General features: G+C 73.0%; 16 protein-coding genes. 13 read left to right on the top strand and 3 right to left on the bottom strand.

Translation table 11 applies throughout. The features are described from left to right. Window positions 1-2: 2 nt before the first annotated feature. From VIS07_19610 to VIS07_19580, 7 genes are all read left to right on the top strand, one after another. A complete protein-coding gene (locus tag VIS07_19610) occupies window positions 3-908 on the top strand; it encodes a glycosyltransferase family 2 protein (protein ID HEY8517722.1) in 906 nt (301 codons plus the stop codon). A 19-nt stretch (window positions 909-927) separates the two neighbouring features. Then, entirely contained in the window at window positions 928-2,151 is a 1,224-nt protein-coding gene (locus tag VIS07_19605) for an O-antigen ligase family protein (protein HEY8517721.1), read from the top strand. Between the two features lie 289 nt (window positions 2,152-2,440). Further along, entirely contained in the window at window positions 2,441-4,216 is a 1,776-nt protein-coding gene (locus VIS07_19600; GenBank protein ID HEY8517720.1) for an FAD-dependent oxidoreductase, read from the top strand. A gap of 107 nt (window positions 4,217-4,323) precedes the next feature. Continuing rightward, window positions 4,324-5,136, top strand: a complete 813-nt coding sequence (locus VIS07_19595) for an SDR family NAD(P)-dependent oxidoreductase (GenBank protein HEY8517719.1) — start codon at window positions 4,324-4,326, stop codon at window positions 5,134-5,136. Window positions 5,137-5,271: 135 nt separating this feature from the next. After that, a complete protein-coding gene (locus VIS07_19590; protein ID HEY8517718.1) occupies window positions 5,272-5,868 on the top strand; it encodes a ferritin-like domain-containing protein in 597 nt (198 codons plus the stop codon). A 27-nt stretch (window positions 5,869-5,895) separates the two neighbouring features. Next, window positions 5,896-6,255: a YajD family HNH nuclease gene (locus VIS07_19585; GenBank protein ID HEY8517717.1), complete on the top strand. Its 360-nt coding sequence runs from the start codon at window positions 5,896-5,898 to the stop codon at window positions 6,253-6,255. Between the two features lie 31 nt (window positions 6,256-6,286). After that, a complete protein-coding gene (locus VIS07_19580; protein ID HEY8517716.1) occupies window positions 6,287-6,886 on the top strand; it encodes a nucleotidyltransferase family protein in 600 nt (199 codons plus the stop codon). 84 nt (window positions 6,887-6,970) lie between these two features. Here the strand turns inward: VIS07_19580 and VIS07_19575 are convergent, their stop codons facing one another. Next, on the bottom strand, window positions 6,971-8,107 hold the full coding sequence (locus VIS07_19575; GenBank protein ID HEY8517715.1) for an XdhC family protein: 1,137 nt from the start codon (window positions 8,105-8,107) through the stop codon (window positions 6,971-6,973). A gap of 82 nt (window positions 8,108-8,189) precedes the next feature. On the opposite strand from VIS07_19575, the gene VIS07_19570 reads away from it, so the two are divergent. The 4 genes from VIS07_19570 to VIS07_19555 are packed head-to-tail and all read left to right on the top strand — an operon-like array spanning window position 8,190 to window position 12,254. After that, the gene (locus tag VIS07_19570) at window positions 8,190-9,074 is read left to right on the top strand and encodes a xanthine dehydrogenase family protein subunit M (GenBank protein ID HEY8517714.1); all 885 of its coding nucleotides are present in this window, start codon (window positions 8,190-8,192) and stop codon (window positions 9,072-9,074) included. After that, window positions 9,071-9,577, top strand: a complete 507-nt coding sequence (locus VIS07_19565; GenBank protein ID HEY8517713.1) for a (2Fe-2S)-binding protein — start codon at window positions 9,071-9,073, stop codon at window positions 9,575-9,577. Before VIS07_19570 ends, VIS07_19565 begins: the two co-directional genes overlap by 4 nt. A 3-nt stretch (window positions 9,578-9,580) precedes the next feature. Next, a complete protein-coding gene (locus VIS07_19560; protein ID HEY8517712.1) occupies window positions 9,581-11,983 on the top strand; it encodes a xanthine dehydrogenase family protein molybdopterin-binding subunit in 2,403 nt (800 codons plus the stop codon). Between the two features lie 7 nt (window positions 11,984-11,990). Continuing rightward, window positions 11,991-12,254 carry a MoaD/ThiS family protein gene (locus tag VIS07_19555; protein HEY8517711.1) on the top strand — a complete coding sequence of 88 codons (264 nt, stop codon included), beginning with the start codon at window positions 11,991-11,993 and terminating at the stop codon, window positions 12,252-12,254. A gap of 64 nt (window positions 12,255-12,318) precedes the next feature. Here VIS07_19555 and VIS07_19550 read toward each other — a convergent pair whose 3' ends face one another. Further along, window positions 12,319-12,882, bottom strand: coding sequence for an FHA domain-containing protein (locus tag VIS07_19550; GenBank protein ID HEY8517710.1), 564 nt, complete (start codon window positions 12,880-12,882; stop codon window positions 12,319-12,321). 41 nt (window positions 12,883-12,923) lie between these two features. On the opposite strand from VIS07_19550, the gene VIS07_19545 reads away from it, so the two are divergent. Next, on the top strand, window positions 12,924-13,346 hold the full coding sequence (locus tag VIS07_19545; protein ID HEY8517709.1) for a hypothetical protein: 423 nt from the start codon (window positions 12,924-12,926) through the stop codon (window positions 13,344-13,346). Here VIS07_19545 and VIS07_19540 read toward each other — a convergent pair. Further along, the gene (locus tag VIS07_19540; GenBank protein HEY8517708.1) at window positions 13,315-14,046 is read right to left on the bottom strand and encodes a ZIP family metal transporter; all 732 of its coding nucleotides are present in this window, start codon (window positions 14,044-14,046) and stop codon (window positions 13,315-13,317) included. The genes VIS07_19545 and VIS07_19540 overlap by 32 nt on opposite strands. Window positions 14,047-14,247: 201 nt before the next feature. On the opposite strand from VIS07_19540, the gene VIS07_19535 reads away from it, so the two are divergent. After that, window positions 14,248-14,619, top strand: a complete 372-nt coding sequence (locus VIS07_19535; GenBank protein HEY8517707.1) for a hypothetical protein — start codon at window positions 14,248-14,250, stop codon at window positions 14,617-14,619. Window positions 14,620-14,737 lie beyond the last annotated feature (118 nt).

Raw genomic sequence — 14,737 nt, 5'->3', positions numbered from 1 at the left:
ACGTGCGGCTGTCCGTCGTCATTCCCGCGCACAACGCCGCTCCGTACCTCGCTGCCGCGATCGACAGCGTGCTCGCGGAGCTGCCGGCGGACAGCGAGGTGATCGCCGTCGACGACGGCTCCACCGACGGCACGGCGCGCGTGCTGGAAGCGTACCGCGACCGCATCACGATCATCTCGCGGCCGCTGCCGTCGAATCCCGGCGTCGCGCGCAACACCGGTGCTGCGGCGGCGCGCGGCGACGTGCTCGCGTTCCACGACGCGGACGACCTCGTGCTGCCCGGACGCTTCCGCGATCTGCTCGCGGTGCTCGATGCCGACCCGAGCGTCGACCTGGTGTTCGGCAACGGCATCAAGATCACCGCCGACGGGCGTCCGCTCGGGCCGGTGATCCCGGTGCGCTACACGCGGCGGCTCAAGCGCGGCGTCGACGTCGCGCGGCTGCTCGAGGGCAGCTTCATCTATCCGCAGGGCATGTGCGTCCGTCGCGCGGCGTTCGAGCGTCTCGGCGGCTTCACCGTCGAGAAGGCCGAGGACTGGGAGTTCGCGCTGCGCGCGACGCTGGTGCTCGGCGTGCGCTTCGTCGACAAGGCGGTCTTCGCCTACCGTCAATACGAAGGCAGCGTGACCTCGCGTCAGCACGAGTTCGCGCACCAGATGCTCGACATGCTCGAGACGTTTCTCGCCCAGCATCCCCAAGCGATCGAGGTCGCGGGCAAGCGGCTCGTCGACCGCGCGCTCGCCAAGCGCATCGCACGCTGTGCGCGGCATCGCTTGAAGGCCGGCGACGTGGCCGGCGCAGCGGAGGCGCTCGAGCGTGCGATCGCGCTCCACCCGACCTCGCTGCGCTACCGCTGGCGCCTGCTCACCCTGCCCCGCGCCGGACAGCGGCCGGCGCGGATCTCGTGAGCCGACCGCAGCGCCACGCATGACGCTCGACGAGCTCACCAGCCGGCTGCGCGCCGCCTGGCGCCCGGTCGCGATCGGCGGCTTCGCGCTGTTCGGCATCCTGCTGCTGGTCGGGCGCATCTCGCTGCCGGGCGGCGCGTCGTTCGGCTACAACAGCTTCGCGCGTAACCTCGTCGTGCTGGTCGCGCTCGGCGTGCTGGCGCGCGCCGACGGGATGCGCTTCCCGCGCTCGCGCATCGGACCTGCGCTGCTCGGCTTCCTCGCCGCCGCGGGGCTGTCGATCGCGCTGAACCGTGGGGGCTGGGGCGACTTCCGGTTGCTCGCGAACGCGCTCGGGATGTTCTACGTCGCGCGCATCCTCGCCGCCGGACCGCGCGGCTCGCTGTGGCTCTTCCACTGGCTCGGGCTGCTGACGATCGGCGTGCTGGTGCGCGAGGTCGTGCACAACCCGGCGGTGCTGACGCTGCGCGAAGCGTACCGCGTCGCGCTCGTCACCGATCACGCGAACACGCTGGGCTTCGCGCTCGCGCTGCTCACACCGATCTTCCTCGCCGGAACGGTGCGCGACGACCGGCGCGTCGCCGCCTGGATCTACGCGGCGTGCAGCTGTCTCGTCGTCGTGATCACGTTCTCGCGCTCGGCCTGGGTCGCGCTGTCGCTCGGCGTCGTCGCGCTCGCGCTCGCGACGCGCAGGCGGCGGGTCGCGGTCGGCGCGCTCGTGACCGGCGTCGTGGTGACGGCCGTGGTCGCTGCGGCGACCGGCTACCTCTCGATGGGCAGGACCGAAGCCGACCTGCAGCGGCTACGCATCATCGAGGCGTCGATGTCGCTGTTCCGCGAGCACTGGCTCGTCGGCATCGGCTTCGGCATCCGCAACCTCGAGCGGCTCTTCCCGGTGCGCTATCTCGAGCTCTACGGCGAGAGCCTGTTCCTCTTCCACTCGCACAACCTCTACGTCGACGTGCTCACCGGCACCGGCGTGGTGGGTGCGGTCGCGGCCGCGGTGCTGCTCGCGACGCTGGTCCGCGTCGCCTGGCGCGGCGTCGCGGGCGCGCGCAGCCCGGAGCGTCGGCTCGAAGCGATCGCGTACGCGATCTCCGTCGGCGTCTTCCTGCTGATCGGCTTCGTCGACATGCCCTTCTACCACGGGCGGCTCGTCTTCCTGCTCGCGATCGTCTGGGCGCTGATGGAGCACGGCGCGAGCGCGGACGAAGACGCCGAGCGACCGCCCGCGGCTGCGTAGATCGACCGCAGGCGCACACAAAAGCGGCACGCGAAACGCGCTCGCGCGCCGGAGCGCCGCGTACGTACGTCGTCCGGAGGCGGCACCGGCTTTGCTCCAAGCGCTCGGCAGACACGCGTGATGCCTCGACCGCGACCACGGAATGGTCCGTGATACGTGCGGAGGGTCACGCAAGCATGCAGCCGGTAGCCTTCCCTCCGCTACCGGCTGCTTTGCGTTTGGGGTCGCGACGCGCGTCGGTTGTCTTTGACGCTTGAAGGCCTGGCTCCCAGACCGTACGTTCGGAGCCGTGCCGGAGAACCGTCGAGGATCGCGCGCCAGCTCACCGGCGCGGCGCGCGGCGATCGTCGGCGGCGGCATCAGCGGGCTCGCCGCGGCGATCCTGCTGGCACGCGCCGGCTGGCGCGTCACCGTGCTCGAGCGCGACGTCCGCCCGCCCGCGCAAACGGCCGACGAGGCGTTCGCGCGCTGGGACCGCGCCGGGGTCCCGCAGTTCCGGCACTCGCACACCTTCCTCGCGCGCCTCACGTGCGTCATGCGCGAGCGCTTCCCCGAGGTGCTGAACCTGCTGCGCACGCACGGCGCGCTCGAGCTGCCGCTCACCGTCAATCTGCCGCCGGGGCTCGACCTCGGCGAGCGCGAGAAGGGCGACGGCGAGCTCGTCCTGCTCGGCTGCCGCCGTGCGGCGTTCGAGTGGGCGCTCGAGCGGGTCGCGCGCTTCGAGCGCAACATCCAGATCCGCGAGGGCGTGTACGTCGAGGGGCTCGTCGCGCGGTGCGAGCGTCGCGACGACGCGCGCCCCGTCGTGACCGGCGTGCGCTACCGCCGCCTGCCGGCCAGCGCCGCGCGGGGCGACGGCATCCCCTGGTATCCCGACAAGCGCCAGGCCGACGGCGAGGCTCCGGCGCTCGGCGGCCGCCGCTCCGTCCTCCTCGCCGACGTCGTGATCGACGCGAGCGGACGGCGCTCGAAGGCTGCCGAGTGGCTCGCCGAGGTCGGCGCCGCCGCGCCGCGCGAGAAGAGCGTCCAGACCGGAATTTTCTACTTCACGCGCTTCTACCGGCTCACCGGTCCGCGCCCGCCGGGCGCGACCGCGGGCCTCGTCGCGGGCGACGTCGGCTGGCTGAAGCTCGCGACCTTCCCGGGCGACAACGGCACCTTCTCGATCACGGTCGGCAGCGACGTCGCGGACAAGCCGCTGCGCGCGCTCTCCGACCCGGACGTCTTCGAGGCGATCGTCGCGGCCTTCCCGCAGGTCGCGGTGTGGCGGCGTCCGGGCGTCTCCGAGCCGATCGACGGCCCCGAGACGCCGGTGCTGGTGATGGGCGGGCTCTCGAACCGGCTGCGCTCGTTCGTGTCGCGTGGAGCACCGCTCGTCGAGCGCTTCTTCCCGATCGGCGACGCCGCGTACCACACGAATCCGATCTACGGACGCGGCGCGACCTGCGCGCTCCTGACGGCGGTCGCGCTCGCCGACGCGCTCGCCGAGCACCCCGAGGATCCGGTCGCCGCCGCCGTCGCGTTCGACGCGCGCGTCAAGAAGGAAATCGAGCCGTTCTGGGTCTCGGCGGCGGCGGGCGACAAGGTGAGCCGCGCGCGCGCAGCCGCCGCCGTCGGCAAGAGCGACGCCGCGCGCGAAGGCCTGCTTACCGCGCTCTGGAGCCTGTTCTCCTCGCCCGACCGCGTGCTCGCGCAGATCGCGAGCCAGGCGCTCGCGGTCTACTTCGACCACGGGCTGATCCCGGCGAGCCGCCGCGACGGTCAGGTCTACCGCGCGCTCATGCGCGTGATGAACATGCTCGACGAGCCGCGCTCGGGGCTGCTCGCCCCCGCGGTGGTCGCGCGCGTCCTGCCGGTGATCGCGCAGTCGCTGACCGCGGGCGAGCGCACCCGGCCGTTCCCGGGACCGACCCGCGAGGAAGCGCTCGCGATCATCGAGCGCGTGCAGAGCGAGCGCGCGAGCGGGCGCAGGAGCGATGGCCGCGCGGTCGCGGCCGCAGCGCGCCCGAAGCGTCGCGCGACCGCGAAGCTCGAGGACGCGCGCCGCGCGCGCCCGGCCGTCTGACGCGGCGCCCCTCGCCTCGTCGCGCGCACGCTCGTCGCACCCGCACGATCGCCGGATGCGCACGCCTGCGCTTGATCCCCCCGCCACCCGCCTGCGACAAGCAGCGCATGAAGGGACTGTCGAACTTCGACGGGCGGGTCGCGATCGTCACCGGCGCGTCGAGCGGCATCGGCACCGGGCTCGCGCGCATGCTCGCGCGCCGCGGCGCGCGCGTCGCGCTCGTGGCGCGGCGTCGCGACCGGCTCGCGGCGCTCGCGGAAGAGATCGCGGCCGGCGGCGGCGAGGCGCTCGCCCTCGAGTGCGACGTCGGCGAGCGCGCGCAGGTCGAGGCCGCGGCGCGCGCGATCGTCGAGCGCTTCGGACGCATCGACCTCCTGGTCAACAACGCCGGCTACAACCGGCACGTGCTGTTCAAGGACCACGACGTCGAGGACATCGAGCGCATGATGCGCGTCAACTATCTCGGCGCGGTCTACTGGATCAAAGCCGTGCTGCCGGTGATGCGCACGCAGGGACGCGGCTGGATCGTCAACCTGTCGTCCGTCGCGGGCAAGCTCGGCCAGCCCGACGAGGCGGCGTACACCGCGACCAAGTTCGCGATCGCGGGTCTGTCGGAAAGCTTGGTGTACGAGCTCGAGCCGCTCGGCATCCACGTGATGTGCGTCTACCCGGCGCTCGTGCGCACCGAGATGTTCGACGAGGCGACGCTCGCGCGCATGCCGGAGAGCGTGAAGAAGAACTTCATCGACGTCGAGCGCTTCTGCGCCGACGTCCTCGAGGCGCTTGGCAAGGGCGCCTACGAGGTGACGGTGCCGCGCTACGTCGGGCTCGCCTACCTGGTTCGCCTCCTGCTGCCGGGGATCTTCCGCAAGCAGACCGCGCGGCTGCGGCTTTCCGTGCTTCCGGACGTCACCGCCTGACCGGTCGGCAAGGGCCCCCCTTCGGTTGCGCGACGCGTCGGAGATCTCTAGTGTCCGAAACGCCGTTCGTGCGGGCCAATGACGGTATCGGTCGCAGCGGCGGTACGGGGTGCGGGCGTCCCGAGAGGAGTAGGAATGGCGACGAATACGATCGACCTGGCGACGGCCCTGGCGGACGGCAGCATCAAGCCGGAGGTCGCGGTCTTCTCGTATTACCGGAACGCGGAGCAGCACGGCTCGAATCTGCTCTTCCGCCTGCTGCGTCACCTGCACGATCCGGACGCGCAGATCTCGCTCTCCCAGCACCTCGCCGACGAGACCCGCCACGCCTGGCTGTGGACCGAGCGCATCATCCGCGCCGGCGGCAAGCCGCTCGTGGTCTGTGACGGCTACCAGGTCCGCATCGGCAAGGCGGCCGGCGTGCCGCGCGACGTGATCGATCTGCTGGCGCTCACCGTGGTCGTCGAGCAGCGCGCGCTGCGGCGCTATCAGCAGCACCTGCGCCGTCCGAACCTCGACGCCGACACCGAGGCCGTGCTCAAGGCGGTCACCAAGGACGAGGCCTGGCACATCGACTGGATCCGCAAGCTCGGCCGCTCGATGGCGCAGGAGCGCGGCGAGCTCGACCGCTTCGACAACGCGATCGCACGCTATCGCGAGATCGACCGCCAGGTGGTCGCGCACCTCGAGGCGGCCGAGCAGGAGCTCGCGGGGGGCGACACGGTCGACTGACGTCCCCGCGCGACGCGAAGGGATCGCATGCCGACGATGCGCTTCAAGCCGCGCCGCCGTCCGGCGGGCGGGATCCGCAGCGTCGATCCGGTCACCGGCAAGCCGTTCGACGAGATCTTCGCCGAGATCAAGCGCGAGCAGCTCGCGCGCTCGCAGGACTACCGCGCCCGCTCGCTCGCCCTGCACGGCTGGATCTGCGCCCGCTGCGCGCGCGAGTTCGACGCCGACAACCTGCACCTGCTCACCGTCCACCACAAGGACGGCAACCACGACAACAACCCGCCCGACGGCAGCAACTGGGAGAACCTCTGCGTCTACTGCCACGAGGCGGAGCACTCGAAGGGGCTGCTCGGCGACTACTTGACGGGTCGCGACCGCAAGCCCTGAGCCGCGTCAGAATGCGCGTGCCGCGACCGTCGTGAGCTCCGTCGTCGGCATCGTCCTCGCGGCGGGCGCGTCGCGGCGCATGGGGACGCCGAAGGCGGCGCTGGTGCTCGACGGCAAGACGTTCGTCGCCCGGGTCGTCGACACGCTGCGCGCGGGCGGCGTCGGCGACGTCGTGGTCGTGACCGGCGAGGCGGAGGACGCGACGGCGCGCGCCCTCGGCGCGAAGGAGCGCGTCGCGCTGCTGCGCAATCCCGAGCCCGAGCGCGGGCAGCTGTCGTCGCTGAAGGTCGCGCTCCGTCATCTCGCCACCGCTGCGCCGGAGGTGGAGCTCGCGGTCGTGGCGCTGGTCGACCATCCGGCGGTGCGCGCGACGACCGTTTCGGCGCTCATCGAGGCCGTGCGCGCCACGCCGCCCGCCGCCATCGCGCTGCCGACGCACGCCGGGCGACGCGGTCATCCGGTGCTGTTCGCGCACGCGGTGTGGGACGAGCTGCTCGCGACGCCGGACGACCTCGGCGCGCGCGCCGTGGTGCGCGCCGAGCCCGCGCGCGTCCGCGAGGTCGCGGTGGACGACCCGGGGATTTTGCTTGACGTCGACACGCCGGACGACCTCGCGCGCCTGCTGCGCTGAGCGCGGCGTGCGTCACGACCCGCGGAGACATCGCGACGCTGCGCTTCACAGCTCGGCGCGAAACCACGCCGCTCCTTCCGCGGCTCACCCGCGACGCCGCGCCGACAGCGCGACCGCGCCCGCCCTGCCCCGCCGCCGCACGTCGATCATCTCGGCGAGGATCGCGACCGCGATCTCGCCCGGCGTCTCGGCGCCGATGTCGAGCCCGATCGGCGCCCGCACGCGCGCGAGCCGGTCGGGATCGAAGCCCTCCGCGGCGAGCGTTTCGACGATGCGCGCGACCCGCCGCTTGCTGCCGATCATGCCGAGGTAGACGAGCTCCATCCCGAGCGCGACGCGCAGGCACTCGGCGTCGAGCTTGTGACCGCGGGTGACGAGCGTGACGTAGCGCGCCGGATGCGGCGGCAGCGACGCGAGCGCCGTGCGCGGATCGTCGACCACGATGCGCCGCGCGTCGGGCAAGCGATGCGGGTTCGCCCACGTCGCGCGATCGTCGAGCACGGTGACCGCGAAGCCCGCGTGCGGCGCGAGCCGCGCGAGCGCCTGCCCGACGTGGCCCGCGCCGACGATCACCAGCTCCGGCGTCGCGACCAGCGGCTCGACGAAGAGGCGCGTGGCCTCGGCTTCGTCCTCGTCGCCGACGGACGCTTCGCCCGGCGCGCCGCGGGCGAGCGCGGCGAGCGCCGCCTCGACGGCAGCGCGATCGAGCTCCGGCTCGCCGAGCGCGAAGCTTTGCACGCCACGCTCGTCGACCAGCGTCTTGCGTCCGACGAGCGCGCGCTGCTCGGGCGGCGCCGCGGTCACGGTGACGATCGCGACGCCGCGCGCGCTCTCGCGCGCTTCGGCGAGCGCCGCGAACAGCGCCGCGCGCGGGATGCCGCCCACCTCGTCGTCGGCGCGCTCGATGAAGACGTCGAGCACGCCACCGCAGATCGACGGGCTCTCCCAGCCGTCCTCCTCGAGCAGGCTCACCTCGATGCGCTGCGCCGCGCGCGTCGCGAGCACGCGCTGCGCCCGCGCCACGACCTCGGCCTCGCCGCAGCCGCCGCCGACCGTGCCGAGCTGCGCGCCGGACGGATCGATCAGCATCTTCGCGCCGGTCTTGCGCGGCGTCGAGCCGCGATGGCGAACGATGGTCGCGATCGCGACGCCGCTGCCGTCGCGCGTCGGCTCGTCGAGCCGCCTGCGAAGCTCGTCGAGGAAGGCGCCGAGATCGTCCATCACGCTCTGTCTACCGCGTCACGATTGCATCGACCACGAGCGGGCTCTTAAGATCGATGATTCCCGCAAGGAGAACGAACGCGTGCACGAGATCCGCTACTCCGCGCCGACGACCGTTCCCGAGGCGGTGGCGCTGCTCGCCGCCGACGGCGAGCAGGCGCGCGTCCTCGCCGGCGGCACCGACCTGCTCGTTCAGCTGCGCGCCGGGACCTGTCCCGCGCGGCACCTGATCGACGTCAAGCGCATCGACGAGCTCGCGCGTCTCGAATGGGACGCGTCGGGCAACCTGCACGTCGGCGCCGCCGTGCCGTGCTGGCGACTCACCGAGGACCGGCGCGCGCAGGAGACGTTTCCCGGCCTGGTCGAGGCGACGGCGCTGATCGGCTCGACGCAGATCCAGAGCCGCGCGACCGTCGCCGGCAACCTGTGCAACGGCTCGCCCGCCGCCGACACGGCGCCCGCGCTGATCGCGCTCGGCGCGGTGTGCGTCGTGCAGGGGCCGTCGGGGACGCGCGAGATCCCCTGCGAGTCCTTCCTGCTCGCGCCGGGACGAACGGCGCTGCAGCCGGGCGAGCTCCTGGTCGAGATCCGCGTGCCGGCGCCCGCGCCGCGCAGCGCCGACTGCTACCAGCGCTTCATCCCGCGCAACGAGATGGACATCGCGGTGGTCGGCGTCGGCGCCTCGGTCACGCTCGGCGCGGACGGACGCTGCACGGCGGCGCGCATCGGGCTCGGTGCGGTCGCGCCGACCGCCGTGCTCGCGACCGACGCCGCGGCGGCGCTCGTCGGCACGACGCTCGACGACGCGGCGCTGGCGCGCGCCGCCGACGCCGCGCGCGCCCATGCGCGGCCGATCTCCGACATGCGCGCGCCGGCCGAGTACCGGACCGAGGTGACCGGCGTCCTCCTGCGCCGGGTGGTGGCGGAAGCCGCGCGTCGCGCGCGCGCCGCGAAGGTGTCTGCATGAGCCAGCGAACGCACGTCAGCCTGATCCTGAACGGCGAGGAAACCGACTTCCTGTGCGAGCCGCGCCAGACGCTGCTCGAGGTGCTGCGTGACGAGCTCGATCTCACCGGCACCAAGGAAGGCTGCGCGACCGGCGACTGCGGCGCGTGCAGCGTGCTGCTCGACGGGCGCGTCGTGTGCTCGTGCCTCGTGCTCGCGGTCGAGACCCAGGGTCGCGAGGTGACGACCGTCGAGGGTCTCGCGGAAGGCGATCGCCTGCACCCGCTGCAGCAGGCGTTCCTCGAGCACGCGGCGCTGCAGTGCGGGATCTGCACGCCGGGCTTCCTGGTCGCGGCGAAGGCGCTGCTCGACCGCAACCCCGACCCGAGCGAGCGCGAGGTGCGCTACGAGCTGTCGGGCAACCTCTGTCGCTGCACCGGCTACGACAAGATCGTGCGCGCGGTGCTCGATGCGGCGCGCGCCATGCGCGAGACGAAGAGCGCCGCGCCGGCGCAACGGGAGTGAGCGATGTCCTCGAGCGACGAACGGAAGAGCACGTCCAGCGAGGCGAGCGGCGCGAACGTCGAGCGCAAGTTTCGCGTCGTCGGCACGCGTCCGCTGCGCCACGACGGCATCGACAAGGTGACCGGCCGCGCGCGCTACGGCGCGGACATCAACCTGCCCGGCATGCTGCACGGCAAGGTGCTGCGCAGCCCGCACGCGCACGCGCGGATTCTCTCGATCGACGTGAGCCGCGCGGCCGCGCTGCCGGGCGTCAAGGCGATCGTCACCGGCGCCGACATGCCGCGCGTCGCGAGCTCCACCGAGCAAGCCGGCGAGAGCACCGTCAACCCGCGCTACCTGTCGGACAACATCCTCGCCAAGGACAAGGTGCTCTACACCGGGCACGCGGTCGCCGCGGTCGCGGCGACGAGCCCGCACGTCGCCGAGCAGGCGCTGTCGCTGATCGACGTGCGCTACGAGGTGCTGCCGCACGTGCTCGACGTCCGCGCGGCGATGAAGAAGGACGCGCCGATCCTGCACGAGGATCTGCGCACGCAGGGCCTGCCGACGCCGAGCGACGAGCCGACCAACGTCGCGAGCGTGGTGCTGTTCGAGCGCGGCGACCTCGCGGCCGCGTTCGCCGCGGCCGACGTCGTGATCGAGCGCGAGTTCGACACCTCGATGGTGCATCAGGGCTACATCGAGCCGCACAACGCCGTCGCCCAGGTCAATCCGGACGGCCAGGCGACGGTCTGGTGCAGCACGCAGGGCGCGTTCGACGTGCGCCACTTCTGCTCGCAGATCCTCGCCATGCCGTTGTCGCAGATCCGCGTCATCCCGGCCGAGATCGGCGGCGGCTTCGGCGGCAAGACGACGATTTACCTGGAACCGATCGCGATCCTGCTCGCGCGCAAGGCCGGACGCCCCGTCAAGCTGGTCATGAGCCGCGCCGAGGTGCTGCGCGCGACCGGCCCGACCTCGGGCTCGCACATCCGCGTCAAGATGGGCGCAACCCGCGACGGCAAGATCACCTGCGCCGACGCGACGCTGCTCTACGAAGCGGGCGCGTTCCCGGGCTCGCCGGTGTGGGCGGGCGCGATGTGTCTGCTCGCGCCGTACGACATCGAGACGCTGCGCATCGAGGGCTACGACGTCGTCGTCAACCGGCCGAAGACCGCGGCCTACCGCGCGCCAGGCGCGAGCAACGCCGCGTTCGCGGCGGAGTCGGTGATCGACGAGCTCGCCGAGCGGCTCGGCATCGATCCCATCGAGCTGCGGCTCAAGAACGCCGCGCGCGAGGGCACGCCGACGCCGGCCGGACCGCGCCACCGCCGCATCGGCTGCATCGAGGTGCTCGAGGCCGCGCGACGCTCGCCGCACTGGCAGTCGAGCCTGAGCGACGCCGCGAGCGACGGTCACCTGCACTGGAGCAGCGCGCTGACGCCCGCGAGCGCGCGGCGCCGCGGCCGCGGCGTCGCGGTCGGCTTCTGGTTCAACGCCGGGCTGCAATCGAGCGCGACGATCGGCATCAACGCCGACGGCACCGCGAGTCTCGTCACCGGCTCGCCCGACATCGGCGGCACGCGCACCTCGTGCGCGATGATCACTGCGGAGGAGCTCGGGCTGCCCGTCGAGCGCGTGCGTCCCGTGGTCGCCGACACCGACACCATCGGCCACACCGACGTGACCGGCGGCAGCCGCGTCACCATGGCGACCGGTCTCGCGGTCTACGAGGCGGCGCAGGACGTCAAGCGCCAGCTCTGCGAGCGCGCGGCGACGATCTGGAAGATCTTGCCGGACGAGGTGCGCTTCGTCGACGGCCAGGTGGTGCGCAACGACGGTAGCGCGTCACTCAGCGTCGCCGACATCGCGAAGCAGCTCGCGCGCACCGGCGGTCCGGTGGTCGGACGCGCGACGGTCAACGCCCAGAAGGCGACCGGCGCGGCCTACGCCGCGGCCATCGTCGACGTCGAGGTCGACGTCGAGACCGGCAAGGTCGACGTGCTGCGCTGCACGGTCGTGCAGGACGCCGGCCGCGCGATCCATCCGGCGTACGTGGAGGGCCAGATGCAGGGCGGCACCGCGCAGGGCATCGGCTGGGCGCTCAACGAGGAGTACGTCTACGACGAGCAGGGACGTCTCCTGAACGCGGGCTTCCTCGACTACCGCATCCCGGTCGCGCTCGACCTGCCGATGATCGAGACGATCATCGTCGAGGTGCCGAACCCGCGTCACCCCTACGGCATCCGCGGCGTCGGCGAGGTGTCGATCGTGCCGCCGCCCGCGGCAATCGCCAACGCGATCGCGAACGCGACCGGCGTCCGCATGCGCTGCCTGCCGATGTCGCCGCCGCGCGTTCTCGCGGCGCTGCGCGCGGCGGGCGTGCGCACGGCGCCGGAGTCGCCGAGCATCGCGGCCGCGAGCTGACGCAGGCGTGGCGCTGGTCTTCATCCCGGCGCAGCTGCGGCCGCTGACCGGCGGGCGCGACCGCATCGAGGTCGCGGGCCGCACGGTCGGCGAGCTCGTCGAGGCGATCGACGCGCTCCATCCGGGCTTCGCGGAGCGCATCGTGGAGAACGGCGAGCTCGTGCCGTCGCTCGCGGTGTCGGTCGACGGCGACGTCGTGAGCGGCGGGCTGCTCGAGGCAGTGCAGGCGGACAGCGAGGTGCACTTCGTGCCGGCGCTCGGCGGCGGCTGAGCGCGGGCGTGTCCGCGGCGCGTGGCCGCGTGGGCGGGCGTTCGCGCTCGGGCGAACGGCCGGGCTACGCCGCCCGCGTCGTGCAGCGGAACGCCACGCGCGACGCGCCGCCCACGGCGCTCGCGCTGCCGAGGCAGAGCGTGCCCTCGCCCTCGAGCGGCGCGCTGTCGCGGTGCACGCGAAGCGGCGGCAGGCCGGCGCGCTCGATGGTCGTCCCGTTGGTGCTGACGTCGGTGAGGTGCACGCGGCCGCGGTTCCACTCGACGATCGCGTGCAGACGCGACACCGCGGCGCTCGCGACGTGCAGGTCGCAGCCCGGGTTGCGACCGAGCTCGACGCGCGGCCGCGCGAGATCGACGCGCACCGAGCGCTCGCCGTGCGTCAGCACGACCCCGTCGACGCGCTCGTCGGCACCGGCGTCGAGCGGACCCACGCTGAGAACGGAGGTCACGCTCGCGTCCCACAGCAGCTCGTGGATCTCCTCCTCCGCGGTGTCGCCGCGCAGGACGCGGCGGTCGAACCAGCGCGCCGCCTGACGCCAGCGCGGCGAGAGACGCTCGAGCGTCGCGCGCGTGGTGAGGATCTGCCCCGCCTTCGCGAGCGCGACGAGACGCGCCGCCTTGTGCACCGTGCCGCCGAACCAGCCTCGCGCGAGCGCACGACCGGGCCGTGCAGGAATCCGATGCGCAGCCGGATCGGGCGTGGCAGACGATCCTGGACGGACGCGGCGTCGACCGCCTCGTGCAGCGCGGCGGCAGCCCCGGCGGCGTCGTCCGCATGCTCGAAGATGCACAGCACCTCGTCGCCGAGCCGGTTCGCGACCTCGCCGCCGCACTGCTGTGCGGTGGTCGCGAGCAGGTCGACGTAGCGCACGAGCAGGACCCGCGCTGCGTCGTCGCCCTGCTCGACGACGAGCCGCGTGCTGCCGACGATGTCGGCGAACAGCACGCTACGCTCGACGGTGACGGCGCCCATCGGTTTCCTCATCCGTCGCGGTCGCCGCCGGCAAGAGGGCGAACGCACGCCCGGTGCGCGGCGTGCGAGCTTCCCTCGTTCGCCATCAATGCGACAACCACTGGGCGGCGAGGATGAACGCCGCGCCGGCGAGCGTCGCGACCATCAGCAAGCGCGAGCGGCTGGTCTCGTGCGCGGCGGGCAGCAGGCTGCTCGCGCCCAGGTAGACGAAGATGCCGGCGAACCAGCCGAGCAGCAGCGCCAGCACGGCGCTGCCGAGCGCGACGAACGACTGCGCGAAGAAGCCCGCGATCGGCGCCGCCGCGACCAGGTAAACCATCGCGCGCGTCGCGCGCAGGCTGTGCTGCGTCCCGAGCATGATGCCGGCGACGCTGATGCCGTCGGCGAGCTTGTGCAGCGTCACCCCGAGCGCGATCGCCCAGCCGAGGCTGTGGCCCGCCTGGAAGCCCTGCCCGATCGCGAAGCCGTCGAAGAAGCTGTGCAGGCCGAGGCCGAGCGCGCCCCACAGCCCGGCCTGGTGCGTGTCCTCGTGCGCGGCGCCGTGGTGGACGTGGCCGCCGTGCGCGATGTGGTCGATGACGTAGAACGCGAAGTAGCCGAGCCCGCAGGCGAGCAGCAGGTCTCCGGCGTCGAAGCCCGACTCGACGGAGCCCAGCAGCTCGAGCGCCTCGGGCAGGATCTCGAACAGCGCCGCCGCGATCAGCGCCCCGCCGCAGAAGGCGAAGATGTACGCGCGGTACGCTTGCAAGCGCAGCGCGAGAAGTCCGCCGCCGAGCGTCAGGGTTCCGGCGGCGCCCGACAGGAGGAAGGCTTCCATGAGCGGCCGCGCCTGCTGTAGCGGAACGACGGGCCCTGCACCAAGAGCAGCAAACGCGTCGTTTTCACGGAGCGCTCCCACGATTGTAGTTGCAATCGAGTTGCGATTACGCTTTGGTCGCTGTTGCGCCCGCTGCGCGTTGCGCTTGCCGCGCCGGAGCACGGCTGGTAACGACCGCGAGTTCCGAGGGCGCCAATCGGGGTGAGCACGATCCGTCACACGAACCTTCGCTCGAGGCCCGCGACGGCGCGCACGCGGCGTCCCGGCTGGCGCGCGGCGCTGTTCCTGGCGCTGACGCTCCTCTGCCAGACGCTGCTGCCGCACGTTCACGCGGCGCAGCACCCCGAAGCGATCGGCGAGACCTCGGCGTACGCGGCGCGCGCGCAGCACGCGGACGCTCCCTGCCCGGCCTGCCAAGCCCTCTCGCACCGCCCCGCGCTGCTCGCGCCGTCCAGCACGCCGACGCCGCCGAACGCGGTGCGGCCCTGGACGCCCTGCACGCCCCCGCCTGCCGCGGGGATCTCCCTCGTCGCGCGGCACGCGCCGCGCAGCCCTCCCGTCGTCGCGCTCTGAGGAGCAGGCGCGGCCACGTGCCGCGTCGACGCCGCCGCTCGCTCGAGCGGCGTCAGGCGACCACGCCGCACGGCGTGCTGGTGGGCTCGTGGCACGTCCACGAGCCGGGAGGATGGGT

Source organism: Candidatus Binatia bacterium (assembly GCA_036563615.1).
Classification (GTDB): Bacteria; Desulfobacterota; Binatia; order UBA12015; family UBA12015; genus DATCMB01.
Note: the sequence above shows the minus strand (reverse complement) of the source record. Positions and strands in the feature narration are given on the sequence as shown.